Source organism: Erwinia amylovora (genome assembly GCF_017161565.1).
In the GTDB taxonomy this organism is placed as follows: Bacteria; Pseudomonadota; Gammaproteobacteria; order Enterobacterales; family Enterobacteriaceae; genus Erwinia; species Erwinia amylovora.
On the sequence record NZ_CP066796.1, the window covers coordinates 1,603,655 to 1,623,569 of the forward strand.

The window sequence follows — 19,915 nt, forward strand, 5'->3', positions numbered from 1 at the left end:
GATTAAAAATCAGGTTGGGTTCCCGCTCAGGCGAGCGAGTATCGCTTTCGCCTCTTTAACTAAACGGTTACGTGAAAGCATCAGCTGCAGGCGGCCACCGCCGACCTGCTGCCATAACACCGCCGCACGGATGCCCGCCAGCAGTGTTGCACGAACTTTATTCTGTATATGGCTATTTTGCAGGATTGCCGCGGAGCCGGTAACCTGAATACGCGGGCCGAGTGGACTGATTACATCGACATAAATTCCGGCCATTGCACCAAGCAGGGTATCGGATTCCAGATCATAATGCGCCAGCTGACGATCGAGCTGTTCAATGCGGCTTGAGAGATCGCTCAGTGCCGTTTTACTGGCGTTGAGCTTGCGCTCCAACACCATAATGCTCAGGGTATAGCGAGTCAGCTCAGCCCCCAGCCCCTGGCGGCTGCTGCTATTGAGCACCGCGACCAGGCTTTCCAGGCCAAACTGCAGGTTCGCTTCCTGATTGCCGAAAACAGCCAGCGTAGAAGGCGGATTGAGGTCCAGCAAGCTATTGAGTGAAGTCTTCAGCGCTTCTGGCGGGCACTGCCCGTAGTGAGCCAGTTGCTGCACCAAATGGGCTGATTGACAGATCCCAGCCAGCGCCAGAGTAATATCATAATAGTTTTTCGCCACGGTGACTGACTCCTGGCTGGTTATGTCAGGCGTTAATTAACGGCAGACGTTGTTCAATGATGCCGCCACCAAGGCAGACTTCATCGAGATAAAAGACCGCGGACTGCCCCGGCGTAACGGCCGCGACCGGATAATCAAAACGCACCTCAATGCGTTCAGCGTCAAGGGGGATAACCGTGCAGGGAATATCCTCCTGGCGATAGCGGGTTTTAACCGCACAGCGCAACGGGGCGGATAACACATTTCTGTCGACCCAGTGCAGCTGTTGGGCAGTCAGACCTTGCGACATCAGGCGGGGGTGATCGTGCCCTTGCGCCACCACCAGCAGGTTATTGGTCACATCCTTATCAACCACATACCAGGGATCTTCATTAGCCTCTTTTCTGCCACCGATACCCAGCCCTTTGCGCTGACCAAGGGTGTGGTACATCAGGCCCTGATGTTGCCCAACATTAACTCCATCAACGGAGATAATCGCTCCAGGCTGTGCCGGTAAATAGCGTGCAAGAAACTCGGTGAATTTGCGCTCACCGATAAAGCAGATACCGGTTGAATCTTTTTTCTTCGCAGTAACCAGCTCCAGCTGCTCCGCAATGCGGCGCACTTCAGGTTTAGCCAGTTCTCCAACCGGAAACAGGCTTTGCGCGATTTGTTGATGACTGAGGGTATACAGAAAGTAACTTTGGTCTTTATTGCCGTCCAGACCGCGTAGCAGACGGCTTTTGCCGTCTACATCCTGTCGGCGCACGTAGTGACCAGTGGCGATGTAATCTGCGCCCAAGTCTTCCGCGGCGTACTCCAGAAAGGCTTTGAACTTGATCTCTTTATTACAAAGAATGTCGGGATTGGGTGTACGCCCGGCTTTGTACTCCGCCAGGAAGTGCTCGAAGACGTTATCCCAATACTCGGCGGCAAAGTTGATCGTATGAAGATATATACCAAGTTTGTCGCAGACGGCTTGCGCATCGGCCAGGTCTTCTGCTGCGGTGCAATACTCTTCACCATCTTCCTCCTCCCAGTTCTTCATAAACAGGCCTTCAACCTGAAAGCCCTGTTGCTGCAGCAACCAGGCTGAAACGGAGGAGTCCACGCCGCCGGACATGCCGACGATCACTTTTTTCTGGCTGTTAGACATCTTGTACCTGACTTTAAAGTTTCTACCCGTCCTCATTTAGCCATTAGCTAAAACATTCGGGGTACCAGGAGTCGTTAAAGGCGACTCTGATAAAATTGCGGACGCATTCTACCATGCGCCGGCGGCGTGCGCACTCTCGCTAAACGGCCACTGGAAGGCGCTAAGAATGTCCAGCGGGTAGCGCACTCCCTTCTGATAAATATGCAGGCTTTCTGCCACCAGCGGCGAGCGTAGTTTTTTTGACGATACAATATCTTGTTCTGATAGCCACCAGCAGCGGTCAATATCGCGATCTTGTGGCCAGGTTTCAACCATCTTTGGCAGATCAAGGGCGAACAAGAAACGCAGAAAGGGAGTATTATCGGGAGCTATCCACTGATGCAGACGTAAAAATGCCTGGGGCACCGCGTCAATACCGGTCTCTTCCGATAACTCACGCACTGCCGCCTGCAGCAGGGTTTCATCTGGCTCCAGATGGCCAGCAGGCTGATTCCACGTTATTCGCCCGCGTACCCGTTCTTCTACAACCAGAAACTGTCCTTCAGCCTGTACAACGGTAGCAACGGTGACATGCGGTTTAAACATAATGCTCTCCATAAGGTGAATACGCGTGGCATAGCGCCGGTTAAGCGTCAGATCTCATGACTGATATCCCGCCATTCTCCAGGTGCCAGCGCCCGTAGCCCCAGATTACCCATGGAAAAACGAATCAGGCGTAAAGTGGGATAACCGATATGGGCCGTCATGCGCCTGACCTGGCGGTTACGTCCTTCGTAAAGGGTTATTTTCAGCCAGCAGGTTGGGATAGCTTTGCGTTCACGGATCGGTGGCTGACGATCCCACAACCAGCCGGGGGCAGCCACCCTTTCTACCACTGCGGGCAGGGTAGGACCATCTTTCAGATTTACCCCATCGCGCAGCGGCAGCAGATCGCTTTCCTGCGGACAGCCTTCAACCTGCACAAAATAGACTTTTCCGGTACGTTTACCCGGCTGGGTGAGCTGCGCCTGCAGCGCACCGTCATTGGTTAATACCATCAACCCTTCACTATCGCGGTCGAGCCTGCCTGCAGCGTAAATACCCGGGTGCGGGATGTAATCTTTTAGTGTGCGACGACCGGCTTCATCGCTGAATTGTGGTAACACATCAAACGGTTTGTTAAACAGCACCACGCAGCGGGGACCTTTTTCCGCAAACTTAGCGGCGGAGCGGGGGCGATTGCGCTTAGAGTGATGATGAGTAAAGGAAGTTTTTCGCATAGTCTTTGCACTCAGGAACAATAAGCGCATTATACCGCAAACCCGAGATGATTGGCGTAAAGGCAATATTCAAGTAGTATTGACGCGCATCTTACAAGTCATTAACAAAAAAAAGCGCTCGAAGGAGAGGTTAATGGAAAGCAAAGTAGTTGTTCCGGCGGAAGGTCAGAAAATCACCCTGGACCAGGGAAAACTCAACGTACCTGATAATCCAATCATCCCGTTTATCGAAGGTGATGGCATTGGCGTTGATGTGTCTCCGGTGATGATCAAAGTCGTTGACGCCGCCGTGCAAAAAGCTTATGGCGGTGAGCGTAAAATTTCCTGGATGGAAATCTACACCGGTGAGAAGTCGGTAGCGCTTTATGGCCAGGATGTCTGGCTGCCAGAAGAAACCCTCGACCTGATTAAAGAATACCGCGTTGCCATTAAAGGTCCACTGACCACCCCGGTAGGCGGCGGTATTCGATCCCTCAATGTTGCACTGCGCCAGCAGCTGGATCTCTATATCTGCCTGCGTCCAGTACGCTATTACACCGGCACGCCAAGCCCGGTAAAACGTCCGCAAGATACCGATATGGTGATTTTCCGCGAGAATGCCGAAGACATCTATGCCGGTATCGAATGGAAAGCGGGTACGCCTGAAGCGGATAAAGTGATCAAGTTCCTGCGCGACGAAATGGGCGTGAAGAAGATACGTTTCCCTGAGCAGTGCGGCATTGGCGTTAAGCCTTGCTCGGAAGCTGGCACCAAGCGTCTGGTTCGCGCTGCTATCGAATACGCAATCGATAATGACCGTGACTCGGTCACCCTGGTCCATAAAGGCAACATCATGAAGTTCACCGAAGGCGCTTTCAAAGACTGGGGTTACCAGTTGGCCAAAGATGAGTTCGGCGGCGAGCCAATTGATGGTGGCCCATGGCTGACAATTAGCAACCCGAACACCGGTAAAGAAATTGTGATCAAAGACGTAATCGCAGACGCTTTCCTTCAGCAGATCCTGCTGCGCCCGGCCGAGTATGATGTTATTGCCTGTATGAACCTTAACGGTGACTACATTTCTGATGCGCTGGCAGCTCAGGTTGGTGGGATCGGTATTGCACCGGGAGCGAATATCGGTGACGAATGTGCACTGTTCGAAGCTACCCACGGTACTGCACCTAAATATGCCGGCCAGGATAAGGTGAACCCTGGTTCAGTGATCCTGTCGGCAGAGATGATGCTGCGTCATATGGGCTGGTTCGAAGCGGCCGACCTGATCGTTAAAGGCATGGAAGGCGCGATTGCCGCGAAAACCGTGACCTATGACTTTGAACGACTGATGGACGGCGCTAAGCTGTTGAAATCGTCAGAGTTTGGCGATGCGATGATTACGCATATGTAACCTGGTTTTTGTAACAAACAGCCAACATATAATGTTAAATTTATGTTGGCTTTTAGATCTCCTAATCTTTCCTCAAAACTTCTGCAAAACCCTTCCCCAAAACTGAAAATAAAAAGTCGGGATTTAACGGCAATAACCACCCACTCTTTCCCGCGATCCTCATTATATTTGTCCGTCATTTTTTGTGATTTATGGCCTGGTAGCTTTATGCGTATCCAGCCGCTGTCCCCGGTACAGACGTTCAGACAGGGGGCGATGCTTATGGAAAGTCGGCGCGTTACCGAATAGCTGGTTTATACCACTCAGGTCTCTGGCCTGTTGAACGTTGTCATTATGGCGTTTGCTGGAAGGTTGAACAGATTAAAGGAAAACAATATTTTCCCGGGACCGGGAGCTGACTCACGCTAATAAAGTAGATTTTCTTAGTAGTTTAATATTTCATATTAACTGGCATGTGGCAAAAAAGTAATTTTCGCGGGTAAATATTGAATTGCCATAATCTGCCGTAATGTATGGCCTGGTTGGGGGCGGCTAATATGATCCCGGAATGCATACAGGGGTAACCACTGCATGCACTATCATTTCAGACTTATGACGCGGACGCTATAGGCTTTAACGTAGATTTGATGCGCCTTATCATCACCATTCAGTGCTGGCTTATACGATACCGGTAGATGCCATGCACGTTTATTGCTTTAATTCCGCAACCATTGATCTCAAAGTGCTGATAATTATTTGTGGATCAATATCCGCCACGGCATCTCTATTCGGGTGAAATATTTGCGTGGCCCCGGCGTAATTGGGGCCGAAATTAATATTATTATCGAACTCTTCCATATGCTCACTTCCGTAGAGGCAAAGCATTCTTTTGCGGAATGCGTTAGAAACATGAACAAAAGATGTTTCTGATGTCACTACCATATCAGATAATTCGATGATCGCGCAGGCGCCATGGAATGATTCAATTCTGTTAATGATTAACCTGTCGTTTTCCAGGATATTAAGCGCCTGGATTTTTTGTTTTTCACCAATTACAATTGTCACAACATCTTCAAATTCGGCGAGAGTATTAATTACCAACCTAATCTGTATATCAGACAGGCTCCGGCGCACACTGGAAGCAAATGGGTTAAATGCAATTATGAAGTTTTTTCAAACTTGTTTAAAAGCCCGGAAGCGAGCTGTCTGTCAATTTCACTAAGATGTATCTGGTAGCCGGGTAAGTTTCCATTAATGGATAAGTATTGCATCAAATATGTACCACGATGGCTAAGGTGTTTGTCAAGTTCAGAATACTCTAAAACATGATCCATGCATGCGCGTAATATCCCATCACCGTTGAAGCCCAATCTGTGCCTGGCATTGATGGCAGCCATTGCATTGACGCGATGAACAACAGGCGCAGTGTCTCCATACATTTCAATTAGGATGTCAAAATCATTAAATCCGACCTGATCCACAATATCCTGTCGGGTCACTCCGCTGTTAAGATCATAATCAATAACTCCTGAAATATCTGTGTTTTTACTGTAGAAGAAGGAATTGTCCTTTCTGGATAAAACATACACCTTATAACCAGAGTCATTCATTGCCTTGAATAAGCCTGTAAAAATTATTCCGTCGCCAATACCTTTTGTCGGCATCAAGAATAGGGCAACGCGATCGGATGCCCTCAACTTTGTTTTGTGGAAAAATTTTGTCATGCTCAGACGTGCTAATTTTATGGCAAAGTTTTTACCTTTTGATCTGGCGACATTTTTGAAAATATGAATTTTGCGCATCAATTTCAAGTCAGACTCCAATATTAAAAGTATCTTAAATTTAGATTAAATATAGCACTCATGATTAGAAGAGAGCATGCTGAGTGAGCATTTTCTTAAAACATCACTATCTGAGCATTGAAGCCGGGGGATACCCGGCATAGTATACGACTTATGCCGCAACTACACGGCCCAGCGGAGAGCGATAGCACCATCTTTCCTTGTAGCCTGCTGTTGGCTTGCCAAAAGAATAGCGCATTGTCTTACCCATCGATGAGCTTAAATCATATGCTGAATTAACATTTAGCCAGGTAACAATGGTTCCCGGACAGAATGAATCATGTAAACGGTCAAATCCACCATTGACATAATCAAAACATATCCATTTTGGGCTTTCTGCTTTAGTAATCAGTTGAAATGCACAGGGTTTTCCATCAAATAACAATACATATCCGAAGAACATTTCTCGCAAAGAACTGATCATATCAATCATTTCTGACTTGTTACCCGGTTTACGTCCCCATCGTTTTTCAAACAGATCGCAGTAGATTAAGGTGAGTTGTTCAGGTGAAAAATGTGATTGTTCGACAAACTCTCCTCCTGCATTCAGAAATCGCTTTAGCTCTCTGCGCCGACTGCTTTTTGTTGACGATGAATAACCCCCTTCACCACAGCCCTTAGCCAGACAGATGGAACGTTGACTGTTATAATTTAGGGTTGCATTTCTGGTGTTACCGCAGTTTATGCAGGACAGGATCTTGGTTTTGAAAGGTAAAGATGTTTTTAAATCAGGACATAAAGGTAATATGATTTCATCCTTATTAAATGGATAGAAATCAATGCCAGCTCTTTGAGCATCCTTATCCGTTGCGGCAAAATTGCGTTTATTCCATGTGCAGAGTCCCCCTAAGAGTTTTTCGTTTTTGTCACGTTTAACAAAGTAGGTTGACCTGAAATCCAGACGATTTTCTAAAAAAGAAAGCACATCAGGATGGGTCATGAAGCTGCCCCCATACAGGTTATAGCATAAATTATAATCATCTGCCGTGCCGTGTTTCCATCCTGACAGAAAACAAGTTAATTTTTTTAACATTGAATTTTTTTCTTAAAAAACAAAAGCCAATCATACAATAAAATGCAATAACTTCCAGCGTGGATAATGTCGAATATGAACCTTAAAGAATATATTTATTCAGGCTAATCCACCTTTGAATCAAGCTTAAAGCAAATACTCGTCACTCTTAACGCTGCAAGTTAGTGCAATATAAAATCTTAACGCAAATAAACATACAAATCTGCTGATGAGCACCGATTGAAAAAAATTTTTTTGCCAGGCTCACGCGTACGCAAATTGCGATGTAATGTTAGCAAAATGGCGGTTTCACATGGAAATGATTATCGCTACCAGCCCTGGCATAAGCCGGGGTTTTTTTATCCCGGAATAAGTTTTCTGGAAGAGTAAAGGGGGCAGTATGTCTACATCAATTCTTACATCAAGTCAGGGTAGTCTGATGACGGCTGTCGTCAGTGCTGTTGGGGATACAGGCAGCGCTGACTATTGTATTTTTTTTGGCGCTTTCGCCGGAGCGGTCTTTTATGTTGCCACTGCGGCATATATGAAGGTCATCAGGCGTGCCGCCTACTTTCTGGTGTCGTGGATAGTTGGCGTCTATGGTGCCGGGCTGGTCGGTACGAAGCTTGAGCAAATACTTGGGTACAGCGACCAGTCGCTTGACGGGTTGGGCGCCGTAATACTTTCGGCATTGGCCATCAAAACGCTGACTTTTTTCAGCCAGCAGGATCCAGCAACCTGGTTTACCCGATTAAAAGGAGGCCCTCATGGTAATAAGTGATTTAATGGTTATTTTTAATGTCATGCTGTGTACGGCAATTGTACTTCGCTTAATGTTTTTCTGTAAACCCGGCGGTAAACACCACTGCTGGGCATCGTGGCTGGCCTATCTGATTATTCTGGCCTATGCTTCGGTACCCTTTCGTTTTCTGTTTGATAGTTACAGACACACGCATTGGGCCGTTGTGATAATCAACCTCATCCTTTGTGCGGCGGTACATCGGGCTAAAGGAAACGTGGCGCTGGTTTTTGCCGTACTTCGGCCCCGACGATAGATAAACTACCCGCAAGCCCAACACTCAAAGTGGCTCATTGCCGTTAGATGCGGAAAAAAAATAAAATGGCTAAAATTTGTATGATTGCAGCCGAAATTTTTTCCAATCTACTGGTAAGGATCGCCTGGTTATTTAACAGGGGTAACCCAAATTGCCACCTATTCACGCAGCATTTAAGGATGAAGCGGCAATAAACAATTGGCGGCCTTCGCTATGAAAGCGGAGTGTATAGTAACGATGCATGGATCCGTTGAATAGCATAAAGAGAGCAAACCAGAAGAGCATTCTGGCAGAAACGGTGGCAGGTGAATATGATTCAAAATGGCTTGATGAGGCGAAAAAAATCGCTCCTGCTGGCCATATAGAAGGGCAGATACCGCCACCAATTATCGCCGTCGTCATGATGGGCCAGGGGATGTAAGTCGTGGAGTCAATCTCAGTTAACCCGGCGGGCTTAAGAGCGAGCCAAATTTGATGCGTGAATATCTGCACAACCATTCACAGAGAACTTTCGCCCGGCAAGTTAACTATTTTTGTCCAAAAGTTGCCGGGAGTGGCACGGTGCCGTCACGCTAATCAATTTACAAACCATCGTTATGAAAACAATGGCTATAAGTGGCAGCTAGCTCTTACATGTTAGCGCAGCATGTTCACTCATGCCGATCCATGTTGAAAGCCCCCGCGCCTGCAAAATTAAAACTCTGCCATCACCAGCCACTGATCGGTTTCTTCAAACATCTCTTCTATAATACGCAGCAGGGTGGATTTATCACTTTTGCTGGCATCGGTTTTAACACCATTAGCCTGCATGGGTTTTACTTTGACCTGCGCATCCGGGAATACGCGCTGAACCCGTTTTTCCAACTCGTTAAGAATTAGCTGTTCAGCATTAGGCAGTCCGGCCACGTTGCGTTTGTCATAGATCAATTCAACGAACATTTTTGCTCCTTATTTTTACTGTATAAAAATACAGGCATATGCTGCCAGGTTCAATAAATTTTTTTTTAAAATTTCATACAGTGCAGAGCCGTAACGTTGTAATTCTACTGCTGGCTAGTAACAGGGGCAATCAAGCGCACTTTGGAAAACGCTCACAGGCCGTGCCGGCTGCCATAACTTGAATTTTGATGGGGAAATATGAAACATGTATTGCCGGGTGAAGGTTAAAAAGCCCAATGTCAATTAATGCGGGTGGGGTGATGGCCGGATTTAACTTAGCCCCCGTCGTTAGATGCCGAGATAAGGCACAGATCAATCGGGTTATTTTCTGCATCGTCAAGCAGTGCCAGCCACTGGCGCAAATCGACTTCGTGCCAGCCCTGGCGCCCCACCGTGGTGCTCATCAGGACAACGTCCGGACGGAGTGCGCGATAAAATTTCAGCGTCTGACGCAGTGCACGCGTGTTACTTTCCGCGGCGCGTACTGTTACCCAGCGCTGGTGTGAAAGCGTGACGGTGTCACCGACGAACAAATAGGTCTTGCCGTAGGGTGAAGCGTAAAGATAGCTGGAGCTGCCGGGGGTATGTCCTGGCGTTGGCACTACATGAAAACTACCACAGTGGACTTCAGCGCTATTAAACGTAGCATCTGCTTCGGCATAGCGGCTGACATGGCCAATCGCGCGTACATGACAGTATAAAGCACTGTTAAAGCGACACTGTAGTTGATGCGTTGCCGGTCCTGCTTCATGCCAGTGAGTCAGGTAATGGCGGATAATGCCGCCGCGTTCGGCAATAAAATCGTGATCTTCTGGATTCTCCACGCGCGATATCAGTATGTTGCCGCGTAAATGCTGCAATAAGAAACCGTGCATCATTAGATCTGGCTCATGTTTATTGAGGGTAACCTCAGGAGTGGAAATCCACAGATCTTCATATAACTGCTTCATGCCCGATCTCCTGGCAACGGGCGCAGCACAGGATATGCTGATAGCTGCAGGGTAGCGGATGTTTCATGAACCCTCAGCAAACCGTGCGCGCCAACTGGCAGCGTGACGGTGTCGGCATCGTGTCCAAATGCCAGCCCGTTTACCACGGGTAGACCGGTCAGATCGCGAATCAGGTTCCAGACACTGTGGAAATCGTAGCCGCTGTCGTATGCGGGCGAGGTTTTTCCGCTAAAGCTGCCGGTAACGATGGCACGCTGACGGGCCAGAATGCCGCTATGGTGCAGCTGAAGCAGCATACGTTCAATGCGGAAAGGGGATTCGTTGACATCCTCAATCACCAAAATGCCCTGTTGGATATCGGGCATCCAGGGAGTACCAATCAGCGCTGCAATCATTGCCAGGTTACCTCCCCACACGATGCCACTGACCTGAAGTTGCTGCGGAGAAGTTGCCCATTCAAGCGTTATTTCAGGCGTTGTCAGCGCCTGCCAGAAATGGTTAATGGTAAATTCAGACACAACTTCAGCGCCAAAATTACCAGCCAGCATCGGCGCACTAAAGCTTTGCAAGCCACTTTGTGCCAGCAGGGCCAGCTGAATGGCGGTGAAGTCACTGTGGCCACAAATAGCCAACGGTGCAGCATGCAGGCGCTGGCGTAGCGCGGCATAGTCGATATTCGATAACAGACGACTGGCACCGTAGCCGCCGCGCACCGCCAGCACAATATCCGGCAGCGTATCCAGCTGCGCCAGCTCGTTGATATCCTGCAGGCGCTGGTTATCATTACCGGCGAAGCGCCGATCGCGTCGGGTAATGATGCCGCTATTTTCAACCCTGTGGCCAAGAGCCTGCAGGCGGGCGATACCGCGTGCCGCAGCTGACTGATTTTGGCAGTAGCCGGAAGGGGCAACCAGATGAATAGTGCGTGGCGTGATGTGCATAATGCTCCCTGAAACGATTTTTATCACCGCGGTGGAGTGTTTACCGCTCAGTGCTGTCCAATTGCGGTCGATGATGACGAATCGAAGCAGAGAAGTCATCCTGCCAAAGCATAAATTAAGATTAATGGTAATTTTCTGAGGGCGGGTTCACCGTATGATAGATGCTAAGCCAAGACAAAGAGGATAAAACAGCGTGAGTAAAAGCGTGGGAATCGCGGCACTTGTCGCAACAGTCATGTTGGCAGGCTGTGCCGGTAAGCATGAAAATAGCAGCGGTCTTAAGCCCAATAAGGCATTAACTCAGGCGTCTCCGGCAACGGTAGCGTCATCCTGGTCAATGGTGACGGAACAGGCAGCGCAGCGAAACGGAGTGGAACAAAAACTTGTCGAGGCAATTATCACGGTTGAATCGGGGGGCAATCCGACGGTAGTCAGTAAATCGAATGCTATTGGATTGATGCAGATTAAAGCTTCAACGGCAGGTCGCGAAGTTTATCGTGCACAAGGTCGGGGAGGTGAGCCAACAAACGCCGAACTGCGAGATCCGGTCAAGAATATTAATATTGGCACCGCCTATCTGCGTATTTTGCAGCAGCAGCAGTTGGCTGGCATACGCGACCCTGAAACGCTGCGCTATGCGACCATTGTGTCTTATGCTAATGGAGCAGGTGCGCTTCTGCGCACCTTCGCAAGCGATCGTGACGAGGCGATTGCAATGATTAATGCCATGAGTCCTGAAGATTTTTACCAGCACGTGCAGACAAAACATCCGGCAGCTCAGGCCCCGCGCTATTTGTGGAAAGTGACTACCGTCTACCGTACTATCTAACCTTTACTCTTAACGGTTGGCTTTATCCTTGGCCAGCCGTTTCATTGAGAATATGACCTGCTGTCATTCACGCTCCTGTACGGCATTGAGATAAATAAAACGCAGACTCAGCCGCGAGGTGACGATAGTTTCACATTTACCCCCGACTTCGCTGTGGTTGTAAATGGATATCAGCCGTACATCAACCACGAAACGACCCTATTCGCCCATCTCAAGGCGAAGGTTTTGATGCTGTCACCGCATTTCAATGAGTCGGGAACGGTGCCGTCAGAAAGCGCCGCGATGCCGCCGATAGCGATATGCTGCAAACGCAGGCGCCCCTCACCAGATCCATCCGGCCACGCCATATAGCTGTAAAAGACCGGGTTGGCAGGCGCACTGACGCGGAAAAATGAATCATCCAAAGCGGGTCGGGTAATGTGCTTGTGAAGCTGGCAACCCCTCATATACACTCATCGCTAATGAGTCGGTAAACAATCCGGTCCACGCCCCACTGGTTTCAGTAATGATGTGAAGGCGATACGCCTCTTTTGCCAACTGATTATCATCGTCATGCCTGCTCAAATTGATGACCATACCGGATATATCTGTATACAGCAGTCGGGTAATAAACTGACCGGGCTGATGTGAAACTCGTATTGGCGTCTGATTACGTAGCCGATCTCGCAGCACTGCCAGCGTCCCCTGTTTTAAATACTGCCCTTAATCGCCCTGCTCCACGTCCGCTCCTGTCGAAGTCCTCACTATGGTTCAGTAACGCCTGTCGGCTTAGCTGGTAATGGCTTTACAGCAAATTTGCCGAATTAGTAAGATACTTTAGATTTAAATCACAGAGTTAGAAACATCGCCTATACTTACTGCGTCCTGTAGGGTGACGAGTTTAATCAGTAAATCTTAAGGAGTTTTTAATGGGTATTCTTTCGTGGATCATCTTTGGTTTGATCGCAGGTATTATTGCCAAGTGGATTATGCCAGGTAAAGATGGCGGCGGGCTGTTTATCACTGTGATTCTGGGAGTGATTGGTGCGGTCGTTGGTGGCTGGATCAGTACATTCTTTGGTTTTGGCCGGGTAGACGGTTTTAACTTCGGCAGTTTCGTGGTCGCGATAATTGGTGCCATCGTGGTGCTGTGGATTTATCGCAAAGTGCGTAGCTGATTTCGAGCTGCTGCATGAATTAGAGGGAGGCTTAAGCCTCCCTTTTTTTGGTCATCTTCCCTTATTGCGGGGGCAAACCGCGATTACTGATTTGTTTTGCCGCCGTTAAGATCGCCTGCATTGTTACAGGCCACGCCTTGTGGGCAGTAGAGATCCATCAGTTTCAGCGCCACCGCGTTAGTCCAGCCAAATCCATCCTGCAGCGGATACTCTCCACCGTCGGCTCGCGCTTTGCCCTCAACCACGTATTTTTCTACCAGCTTGTGCTCATTATCATAGGTTGCCTGTACGCTGTTCAGGAAACGCAGGGCAATGTCTTTCGCCAGCTGCTGTTGACCGTATTGGTTCAACCCCTCGACGGCAACCCATTGCAATGGCGCCCAGCCATTAGGCGCATCCCACTGTTGGTCGGTTTTTACCATGGTGGTGACCAGCCCACCTTCTTTCAGCAGGTGCTTGTCGACGGCGTTGGCGGTTTGGCGTGCCCGTTCGTCAGTCGCTGCCTGCACATACAGCGGGAATAATGCGGCGGCGGTCAGCTGTGGGCGCACCCTGGCTCTCTGCCAGTCGTAATCGGCGTACCAGCCCTGTTTTTCATCCCACAGATAGCGGCCGATAGCGGTTTTTCGCCGTTCGGCCTGCTGCTGATAATGTTGGCTTGCAGCAGGGTTATTGGCTATTTTGCTGGCGCGTGCAAGAGTGATTTCCAGGTGGTAAATGAGCGCATTGAGATCGACCGGCAGAATTTTCGTGGTGCGAATGGTCGCGAGATCGTCCGGTTTATCGAGCCAGCGCGAACTGAAATCCCAACCGGACGCTGCTCCGGCGCGCAAATCACGGTACAGCTGTGCTTTATCGTGGCCTGTCACTTTCTGTGCAGTGGTGATGTCGTCCATCCATGATTCCGTGCGCGGCACCTCGCGCTCATCCCAGTAGCGATTCAGCAACGTGCCGTCGGGTAACTTCACTACGCGCTGGATCGCGCTACCGGCCTGCAGCTGTTTGCTGTCTGTGCCAGCCATCCAATAGTGATACTCTTTTTCCAACTGCGGCAGATAATGGCTGTATATTTTGTCACCGCCGTGCCGCGCCAGTAGATCAACCATCATGCTGAAGAAAGGCGGCTGCGAACGGCTAAGATAGTAATTGCGGTTCCCGTTAGGAATATGTCCATATTGATCCAACTGATAGGCGAAGTTATCCACCATATCCTGCACCCGATCCCAGTGACCACTTTCCGCCAGCCCCAGCATAGTGAAATAGCTATCCCAGTAATAAACCTCGCGAAAACGGCCGCCGGGTACCACATAGGGATTAGGCAAGGGCAGTAGTGAATCCCACTGATTTTTCGCCTGTGATGAGCGTGTGAGTATCGGCCACAGGGCATTAATATGAGCACGCAGGCTTTGGCCAGGCGGTGAAACATAAGTTTCACCAGTGACGGGCAGGGTAAAATTGGCGGCTATGAAATGCTTAAGATCGAAATTCTGCTGCATTTTCTGCATCTGCCAGTCGCTAAGAATTAATGTTGGATCGTTATTGGGGACGGCATCGGCAAAGGTTTTCTGGTCGGGATAGAGGTTTGCCGCCTGCACCGCAGCAAACAGTGGCCCCAGCCGTACATCGGGCGGCTGAAGGTGATTATTGAAAAGCTGCTGACCTTCTTGCGCCTGGACGGCACAGCTGGCCACTAATGCGCCAGCCAGCAGCAGAGGGGCAAAAAGGGGAATATGCAATTGATGCCTGGAAGGTATTCTCATCGGGTACTCTCCATTTATATGTCGGTTTTGAATGTTATTAAGCATATACAGAACCTTAAACCATCTGTGGCAATCGGACGTCGTGGGAACGACAAAGTGTGAATCAGGGAGGGATTTTGCGACCTTTAGTAGGGTGACTCAGGCTGAAATGGCGGCCCGGACGAGTGATTTGACTTCAGAGACACTTTTTCAGCGTTGTCAGTCGCTGTTGCTCATTGGCGCAGGAGTAGCGCGGCGGGGTAATAAGACGACAGGCCGGCGGGGACGACCAGGGCCCCCGCATAACCCTTCAGAGGTTAACGCAGGTCTCTTCTGCCAGACCGAGCATCAGGTTCAGGTTCTGCACGGCGGCACCCGAAGCCCCTTTACCCAGGTTATCCAGCCGTGATGCTAAAATGCACTGACGCTGCTGTGGGTGGCTGAAGACGAACAGCTCTAATTGATTGGTATTATTCAGCGCTTCCGGCAGCAGATAGGGCGCGCTGTGCTCATCCATGGCGTTCAGGGGATTGACCTTAATAAACAGTTGGCCGGCGTAATAGTCTGCCAGCGCCTGCTGTAACGGCTCGCTGTCAATGCCATTTAAAGGGATGAACACCAGCATGCCCTGTGCGTAGTCACCGACCGCAGGTTGTAAAATGGGCCGGCTACTCAGACCGCTCCACGCCTTAATCTCTTTAATATGTTTATGATCAAAGTCCAGACCGTAAGCAGCATAACCGGTGCCCGCCTGGCAATACCGCTCGATCATCTGCTTGCCGCCGCCGCTGTAACCGGAAATCGCGTTGATTGCCAGCTGGCAGTCTGGCTTCAACAGACCATTTCGAATCAGTGGCGCCAGCAGGGCAATAGCCCCCGTAGCATAACAGCCCGGGTTAGATACATGGCTGGCGCCGCTGATTTTATCACGTTGTTCAGGAGCAAGCTCTGGCAGGCCGTATACCCAGCCGGCATCCACCCGGTGAGCGGAACTGGCATCCAGCACGCGTGCACCCACCTCGTCGGCCAGCGCTACCGCTTCCCGCGCCGCGGCATCCGGCAGGCAAAGGATACTGACATCAGCCTGTTTCATCAGCGCCTGACGGGCGGCGGCATCTTTGCGCTGTGCTTCATCAATCTGTAGCATTTCAATCTGAGGGTGACGGGCTAATCGTTTCTGGATCTGCAATCCGGTCGTGCCTGCCTGGCCGTCGATAAACACGCGATATTTCTGACTCATTACGGTTTAAGCCTTGAGTAATTAAAAACAGTGCATCAGATTATGCGAGATTTAGGTCGCGGGGTAAATAAATAATGACTGATTATCTGTTTTTTTTGCATAAAAAGTCATTTCTTGCCAGAGGCGTAAGCGCCTCACCGCGCGTGATCCCGATTTTTTAAGGCGTGAAATGGCTGTTGACGAGAATGAAGCATAAAGGCGACAACGCCGCGATACCAGGGGGAGGCGACCAGACGCTGTTCGTCCTGCTGCCGCCACAGGCCGTGCTGCACAACGCCCAGTCGAAAGGGAATGCGCAGTCTGGCCAGCGCTGGAAAGTCATCGGCGTAATTCGGCACCGTATGCCGTCCCGGGTCACAACCAGCTCACGATCGGCAGGGCATTCAGCGTGGCAAGATGACCGGTTTTAGCCCAGTCCGGCAGGCCGGTTACCCCCAGCGCATATTCAGCAGGCATCAAGTTTCTCAACCGCTGTAAAAATTGCCCGTAGCCTTCGAGCCGCCAGGTAGCGGCATCGAAATCGATTTGCAGGCCGATGACATGATTTCCGCCCAGTCGCCAGCGCTGCATCAGGCGTATGATACGCATCAACATCTCATCGGCTATGTCCAGCGTGTTGATACGTACGGTTAACCAGATTTGCGGAAAATTTAAGTGGCTAACCGGCAACCCAAGGGGTTCGAACTTTATTTGCCCCCGGCGGGGCACCCCGTCTCCCTGATGCAGATAAACGGTGCGGGCAGCACGCATCTCTGCCCCGGGTTTTACTCCGGACCAAAGCCAGAATGCCTGATAATCCCCGGCATTGACCTGCTGAAGCGCGCGCCGGTGAGCAGTACGGTGCGCCAGTAAGGCAGATCACCAATAATATTTGAGTTTTTTTGCCCATATACTGCCTGGATAATCATTTTTCAACTGACTGAACCAGCGTTGTCGCTGCGCTATGCTGACTTCATTGCCGCCGCAGGCATGATATCCTGACGGGGCATAACACATGACGGCACGGTATAACGCGTAGCTTTGATCTGCGGTTTCAGCTTTATTATTAACAATGATCTGCCGGTAATAATGCTGACGATCGGGTTGCCCGCGCGGGCGGTCGTCCTTCACCACGCTGTCCAGCGCACCGTTGCCCCCGGTTTCTGCCCACAGGCTTACCCTCACCGATGTGGTGCGGAAGAACTCGCCAGGGCAGTTTAACGCGTGGCTGTCGCCATCTTTTTGGCTCAGACGGGTGACAACCTCCTCAAGTCGCGGGCAGCGATAGCCCGTTGCTGCCTGTGCTCCTGACCAGTCAAAGTGGTTCAGCTGTACATCGTCAAAGGCTGGTGCCACCAAGGGGTGAGCAACAAAGCGAATTAAATCTTTATCCTGCAACCAGTCGGCGTAACGTTGTTCGGTTAAATCCCTCACCAGCATCGTGTGCAGGTCGAGCTGTTTTTTCTTGCTGGCGAGGCGTCACAGGTTGTCCCGGGTGTCGTTAGTGATGTCCAGCACCGGCGGGCTGATAGGATAACAGCCGGTTGTACCTCATAAGCAGCCGAAGCCGTCTGATGAAGCAAATGCCTGAAAACTCGCCATCCGCGGTGCCAGTATGGACAGGGATATCCATGTTTTACACCAATTCATTATCCTGAAGGTGATCAAGCGTTGGCCCAATCGAGCATCTTAATCGGAAAGGTCCTGTTCCTCTGTGACGAGGCAAACAGCTTGTCGTAGCGGTAGCGTTGTCCGTGCCCGACGGGTTGACATCCCTCCCGGCCATTAAGGTTGACCTGAGGCTAAATCAGAAAGGCGCAAGTCAATAGCTGGCAGCGATCACAATATTGGCCTGCAGATCGCAAAGCTGGAAGGAGCTGAAGCGGTCATTAAGGCCAGCCATCTCACCATGGCTGGCCATTCTGGTTCCGGGCCTGCTGCTCTGCTTATTTCAAGGATGCAGCATGATGCCTGCACCCGGGGAAATAAAAGCAGTAAAGGTTACTTCACGCACTTACCGCACGAGGTCTGCTGGATGCGCTGGAAGAAATCATTGCCTTTATCATCGACCAGAATAAAGGCCGGGAAGTTGTCAACTTCAATCTTCCATATGGCTTCCATTCCCAGTTCGGGATACGCCACGCACTCCAGGCTCTTAATGCTTTGCTGCGCCAGCACGGCAGCCGGGCCGCCGATACTGCCCAGGTAGAAACCGCCGTGCTTCAGGCAGGCATCCGTAACCTGCTGACTGCGATTGCCTTTTGCCAGCATGATCATGCTGCCGCCATTCGCCTGTAGCTGGTCAACGTAAGAGTCCATTCGGCCTGCTGTTGTCGGGCCGAGAGATCCTGACGCGTAACCCTCAGGGGTTTTTGCCGGGCCGGCGTAGTACACCGGATGGTCTTTGATGTACTGTGGCAGCCCTTCGCCCTTGTCAATCCGCTCTTTCAGCTTCGCGTGAGCAATGTCGCGACCAACGATAATGGTGCCGCTAAGCGACAGGCGGGTTGAGACCGGGTATTCAGAAAGCTGGGCAAGGATCTCAGTCATTGGACGGTTGAGGTCAACCCGCACCACGTCGCCTTCGCCCTGCTGGCGCAGCTCGGCAGGGATGTAGCGGCCGGGATTATGCTCCAGCTTCTCAATCCAGATGCCGTCACGATTTATTTTCGCTTTGATGTTACGGTCGGCCGAGCAGGAAACCGCCATCGCCAGCGGGCAGGACGCGCCATGCCGCGGCAGGCGCACCACGCGGATATCATGGGCAAAGTATTTGCCGCCGAACTGCGCGCCCAGCCCAAGCTGCCGGGCGGCAAGCAGCAGTTCCTGCTCCAGCTCGATATCACGGAATGCCTGACCGTGCTCGTTGCCTTCGGTGGGCAGCTCATCATAATAGTGGGTGGACGCCAGTTTCACCGTTTTCAGCGTGCTGTCGGCAGAGGTGCCGCCAATCACAAAAGCGATATGATACGGCGGGCAGGCTGCGGTACCGAGGCTGCGCATTTTCTCGATCAGAAAGGCTTTCAGCTTCGCGGGGGTGAGCAGCGCTTTGGTCTCCTGGTATAGACTGGTTTTATTGGCGGAACCGCCGCCTTTGGCCATGCAAAGAAACTTGTATTCATCACCATCAACGCTATAAAGGTCAATTTGCGCAGGAAGGTTAGTGCCGGTATTGACCTCTTTGTACATATCTAATGGGGCATTCTGCGAATAGCGCAGATTATCTTCGGTGTAAGTATTGTAAACGCCCTTAGCCAGAGCGGCCTCATCGCCACCGCCGGTCCAAACGCATTGACCTTTCTTTCCCATTATAATCGCCGTACCGGTATCCTGGCAGGTGGGCAAAATGCCCTTGGCCGCGATCTCAGAGTTGCGCAGAAACTGCAATGCTACATATTTGTCGTTCTCACTGGCCTGTGGGTCAGCCAGTATGGCTGCAACCTGGCGCTGGTGGGCAGGGCGCAGCATAAATGAGGCGTCATGAAATGCCTGTTGGGCCAGTAATGTCAGTGCCTCTGGTGCGACTTTGACTATCTCCTGACCGTCGAATGTGCTGACCGATACATGTTCGCGGGTCAGCAGGTAGTATTCGGTTTCGTCTTTGGCGAGCGGAAAGGGCGGCTGATAATGGAACGGTTTATTCGACATTTTGCTCTCACTTAATGATCTGCTGCCTTCCTTCTCTGATGCGGAGGTTGGGCAAAATTCAGGGCGATATCGTGCTGCATTATCCTGTCGGGCGCGTCAGGCCGGCAGGCTGGTGCAGAATGGTATAACAATATGGCAACATCTGCATATCCGATGTGCCTGCTGTCGTTCAGT

At 50.6% G+C, this 19,915-nt stretch carries 24 protein-coding genes; 6 read left to right on the forward strand and 18 right to left on the reverse strand.

All coding sequences use genetic code 11. The annotated features are described in order from the left end of the window. Positions 1–9: 9 nt before the first annotated feature. The 4 genes from hflD to rluE all read right to left on the reverse strand — a co-directional run bounded on the left by hflD (position 10) and on the right by rluE (position 3,078). Entirely contained in the window at positions 10–654 is a 645-nt protein-coding gene (gene hflD / locus JGC47_RS07475; protein ID WP_004157200.1) for a high frequency lysogenization protein HflD, read from the reverse strand. Positions 655–679: 25 nt separating this feature from the next. Further along, positions 680–1,789: a tRNA 2-thiouridine(34) synthase MnmA gene (mnmA, locus tag JGC47_RS07480; protein ID WP_004157201.1), complete on the reverse strand. Its 1,110-nt coding sequence runs from the start codon at positions 1,787–1,789 to the stop codon at positions 680–682. Positions 1,790–1,897: 108 nt separating this feature from the next. Then, on the reverse strand, positions 1,898–2,374 hold the full coding sequence (locus JGC47_RS07485) for an NUDIX domain-containing protein (RefSeq protein ID WP_004157202.1): 477 nt from the start codon (positions 2,372–2,374) through the stop codon (positions 1,898–1,900). Between the two features lie 47 nt (positions 2,375–2,421). Next, on the reverse strand, positions 2,422–3,078 hold the full coding sequence (rluE, locus tag JGC47_RS07490) for a 23S rRNA pseudouridine(2457) synthase RluE (RefSeq protein ID WP_004157203.1): 657 nt from the start codon (positions 3,076–3,078) through the stop codon (positions 2,422–2,424). 103 nt (positions 3,079–3,181) lie between these two features. Here rluE and icd point away from each other — a divergent pair, with 103 nt between their 5' ends. After that, the gene (icd, locus tag JGC47_RS07495) at positions 3,182–4,432 is read left to right on the forward strand and encodes an NADP-dependent isocitrate dehydrogenase (RefSeq protein WP_004157204.1); all 1,251 of its coding nucleotides are present in this window, start codon (positions 3,182–3,184) and stop codon (positions 4,430–4,432) included. A gap of 687 nt (positions 4,433–5,119) precedes the next feature. Here icd and JGC47_RS07500 read toward each other — a convergent pair. The 3 genes from JGC47_RS07500 to JGC47_RS07510 form a co-directional block, all read right to left on the reverse strand. Next, positions 5,120–5,476 carry a glycosyltransferase family 9 protein gene (locus JGC47_RS07500; RefSeq protein WP_004157205.1) on the reverse strand — a complete coding sequence of 119 codons (357 nt, stop codon included), beginning with the start codon at positions 5,474–5,476 and terminating at the stop codon, positions 5,120–5,122. A 95-nt stretch (positions 5,477–5,571) separates the two neighbouring features. Further along, a complete protein-coding gene (locus JGC47_RS07505; protein WP_162010770.1) occupies positions 5,572–6,222 on the reverse strand; it encodes a hypothetical protein in 651 nt (216 codons plus the stop codon). A gap of 142 nt (positions 6,223–6,364) precedes the next feature. Further along, positions 6,365–7,285 (reverse strand): GNAT family protein, encoded by a 921-nt coding sequence (locus JGC47_RS07510; protein ID WP_004157207.1) that lies wholly within the window; start codon positions 7,283–7,285, stop codon positions 6,365–6,367. A gap of 379 nt (positions 7,286–7,664) precedes the next feature. Between JGC47_RS07510 and JGC47_RS07515 the strand changes: the two genes are divergently transcribed. The 3 genes from JGC47_RS07515 (at position 7,665) to JGC47_RS07525 (ending at position 8,740) form a co-directional block, all read left to right on the forward strand. Beyond that, positions 7,665–8,045: a putative holin gene (locus JGC47_RS07515; RefSeq protein WP_004157215.1), complete on the forward strand. Its 381-nt coding sequence runs from the start codon at positions 7,665–7,667 to the stop codon at positions 8,043–8,045. Further along, positions 8,032–8,319, forward strand: coding sequence for a phage holin family protein (locus JGC47_RS07520; protein WP_004157217.1), 288 nt, complete (start codon positions 8,032–8,034; stop codon positions 8,317–8,319). Before JGC47_RS07515 ends, JGC47_RS07520 begins: the two co-directional genes overlap by 14 nt. A gap of 241 nt (positions 8,320–8,560) precedes the next feature. Further along, positions 8,561–8,740 carry a hypothetical protein gene (locus JGC47_RS07525; protein WP_004157218.1) on the forward strand — a complete coding sequence of 60 codons (180 nt, stop codon included), beginning with the start codon at positions 8,561–8,563 and terminating at the stop codon, positions 8,738–8,740. A 272-nt stretch (positions 8,741–9,012) separates the two neighbouring features. Here the strand turns inward: JGC47_RS07525 and JGC47_RS07530 are convergent, their stop codons facing one another. From JGC47_RS07530 to ldcA, 3 genes are all read right to left on the reverse strand, one after another. Next, positions 9,013–9,258 (reverse strand): DinI-like family protein, encoded by a 246-nt coding sequence (locus JGC47_RS07530; RefSeq protein ID WP_004157220.1) that lies wholly within the window; start codon positions 9,256–9,258, stop codon positions 9,013–9,015. A 275-nt stretch (positions 9,259–9,533) separates the two neighbouring features. Next, on the reverse strand, positions 9,534–10,208 hold the full coding sequence (locus JGC47_RS07535; protein WP_004157221.1) for an MBL fold metallo-hydrolase: 675 nt from the start codon (positions 10,206–10,208) through the stop codon (positions 9,534–9,536). Continuing rightward, positions 10,205–11,149 (reverse strand): muramoyltetrapeptide carboxypeptidase, encoded by a 945-nt coding sequence (gene ldcA / locus JGC47_RS07540; RefSeq protein ID WP_004164200.1) that lies wholly within the window; start codon positions 11,147–11,149, stop codon positions 10,205–10,207. Before ldcA ends, JGC47_RS07535 begins: the two co-directional genes overlap by 4 nt. A gap of 193 nt (positions 11,150–11,342) precedes the next feature. Here ldcA and emtA point away from each other — a divergent pair, with 193 nt between their 5' ends. Next, the gene (gene emtA, locus JGC47_RS07545) at positions 11,343–11,978 is read left to right on the forward strand and encodes a membrane-bound lytic murein transglycosylase EmtA (protein ID WP_004157223.1); all 636 of its coding nucleotides are present in this window, start codon (positions 11,343–11,345) and stop codon (positions 11,976–11,978) included. Between the two features lie 170 nt (positions 11,979–12,148). On the opposite strand, the gene JGC47_RS07550 is transcribed toward emtA, so the two are convergent. Continuing rightward, positions 12,149–12,382 carry a hypothetical protein gene (locus JGC47_RS07550; protein ID WP_223412683.1) on the reverse strand — a complete coding sequence of 78 codons (234 nt, stop codon included), beginning with the start codon at positions 12,380–12,382 and terminating at the stop codon, positions 12,149–12,151. Continuing rightward, positions 12,375–12,650: a flagellar regulator YcgR PilZN domain-containing protein gene (locus JGC47_RS07555; protein WP_004157228.1), complete on the reverse strand. Its 276-nt coding sequence runs from the start codon at positions 12,648–12,650 to the stop codon at positions 12,375–12,377. The genes JGC47_RS07550 and JGC47_RS07555 overlap by 8 nt, the downstream gene beginning before the upstream one ends. Before the next feature lie 236 nt (positions 12,651–12,886). Here JGC47_RS07555 and JGC47_RS07560 point away from each other — a divergent pair, with 236 nt between their 5' ends. Further along, positions 12,887–13,135: a GlsB/YeaQ/YmgE family stress response membrane protein gene (locus JGC47_RS07560; RefSeq protein WP_004157230.1), complete on the forward strand. Its 249-nt coding sequence runs from the start codon at positions 12,887–12,889 to the stop codon at positions 13,133–13,135. A gap of 83 nt (positions 13,136–13,218) precedes the next feature. Here JGC47_RS07560 and treA read toward each other — a convergent pair whose 3' ends face one another. The 6 genes from treA to fumA all read right to left on the reverse strand — a co-directional run bounded on the left by treA (position 13,219) and on the right by fumA (position 19,741). Then, positions 13,219–14,895, reverse strand: a complete 1,677-nt coding sequence (treA, locus tag JGC47_RS07565) for an alpha,alpha-trehalase TreA (RefSeq protein ID WP_004157232.1) — start codon at positions 14,893–14,895, stop codon at positions 13,219–13,221. A gap of 289 nt (positions 14,896–15,184) precedes the next feature. Next, positions 15,185–16,114: an N-acetyl-gamma-glutamyl-phosphate reductase gene (gene argC, locus JGC47_RS07570; protein ID WP_004157233.1), complete on the reverse strand. Its 930-nt coding sequence runs from the start codon at positions 16,112–16,114 to the stop codon at positions 15,185–15,187. Positions 16,115–16,248: 134 nt separating this feature from the next. Beyond that, positions 16,249–16,452, reverse strand: coding sequence for a hypothetical protein (locus tag JGC47_RS17600; RefSeq protein WP_004157235.1), 204 nt, complete (start codon positions 16,450–16,452; stop codon positions 16,249–16,251). A gap of 16 nt (positions 16,453–16,468) precedes the next feature. Further along, positions 16,469–16,864 (reverse strand): DUF3142 domain-containing protein, encoded by a 396-nt coding sequence (locus JGC47_RS17605; RefSeq protein ID WP_004157240.1) that lies wholly within the window; start codon positions 16,862–16,864, stop codon positions 16,469–16,471. 108 nt (positions 16,865–16,972) lie between these two features. After that, positions 16,973–17,527, reverse strand: coding sequence for a hypothetical protein (locus JGC47_RS07580; protein WP_223386078.1), 555 nt, complete (start codon positions 17,525–17,527; stop codon positions 16,973–16,975). A 567-nt stretch (positions 17,528–18,094) separates the two neighbouring features. Beyond that, positions 18,095–19,741: a class I fumarate hydratase FumA gene (gene fumA, locus JGC47_RS07585; RefSeq protein WP_004157243.1), complete on the reverse strand. Its 1,647-nt coding sequence runs from the start codon at positions 19,739–19,741 to the stop codon at positions 18,095–18,097. Between the last annotated feature and the right edge of the window lie 174 nt (positions 19,742–19,915).

Excerpts from the sequence above, each read along its gene's own strand:
- rluE (WP_004157203.1), bottom strand. The coding sequence starts at position 3,078 with ATGCGCTTATTGTTCCTGAGTGCAAAGACTATGCGAAAAACTTCCTTT.
- JGC47_RS07530 (WP_004157220.1), bottom strand. The coding sequence starts at position 9,258 with ATGTTCGTTGAATTGATCTATGACAAACGCAACGTGGCCGGACTGCCT.
- JGC47_RS17605 (WP_004157240.1), bottom strand. The coding sequence starts at position 16,864 with ATGCGTGCTGCCCGCACCGTTTATCTGCATCAGGGAGACGGGGTGCCC.
- JGC47_RS07525 (WP_004157218.1), top strand. The coding sequence starts at position 8,561 with ATGGATCCGTTGAATAGCATAAAGAGAGCAAACCAGAAGAGCATTCTG.
- JGC47_RS07520 (WP_004157217.1), top strand. The coding sequence starts at position 8,032 with ATGGTAATAAGTGATTTAATGGTTATTTTTAATGTCATGCTGTGTACG.
- JGC47_RS07510 (WP_004157207.1), bottom strand. The coding sequence starts at position 7,285 with ATGTTAAAAAAATTAACTTGTTTTCTGTCAGGATGGAAACACGGCACG.
- treA (WP_004157232.1), bottom strand. The coding sequence starts at position 14,895 with ATGAGAATACCTTCCAGGCATCAATTGCATATTCCCCTTTTTGCCCCT.
- JGC47_RS07535 (WP_004157221.1), bottom strand. The coding sequence starts at position 10,208 with ATGAAGCAGTTATATGAAGATCTGTGGATTTCCACTCCTGAGGTTACC.
- JGC47_RS07515 (WP_004157215.1), top strand. The coding sequence starts at position 7,665 with ATGTCTACATCAATTCTTACATCAAGTCAGGGTAGTCTGATGACGGCT.
- ldcA (WP_004164200.1), bottom strand. The coding sequence starts at position 11,149 with ATGCACATCACGCCACGCACTATTCATCTGGTTGCCCCTTCCGGCTAC.
- icd (WP_004157204.1), top strand. The coding sequence starts at position 3,182 with ATGGAAAGCAAAGTAGTTGTTCCGGCGGAAGGTCAGAAAATCACCCTG.
- mnmA (WP_004157201.1), bottom strand. The coding sequence starts at position 1,789 with ATGTCTAACAGCCAGAAAAAAGTGATCGTCGGCATGTCCGGCGGCGTG.
- argC (WP_004157233.1), bottom strand. The coding sequence starts at position 16,114 with ATGAGTCAGAAATATCGCGTGTTTATCGACGGCCAGGCAGGCACGACC.
- fumA (WP_004157243.1), bottom strand. The coding sequence starts at position 19,741 with ATGTCGAATAAACCGTTCCATTATCAGCCGCCCTTTCCGCTCGCCAAA.
- JGC47_RS07485 (WP_004157202.1), bottom strand. The coding sequence starts at position 2,374 with ATGTTTAAACCGCATGTCACCGTTGCTACCGTTGTACAGGCTGAAGGA.
- JGC47_RS07560 (WP_004157230.1), top strand. The coding sequence starts at position 12,887 with ATGGGTATTCTTTCGTGGATCATCTTTGGTTTGATCGCAGGTATTATT.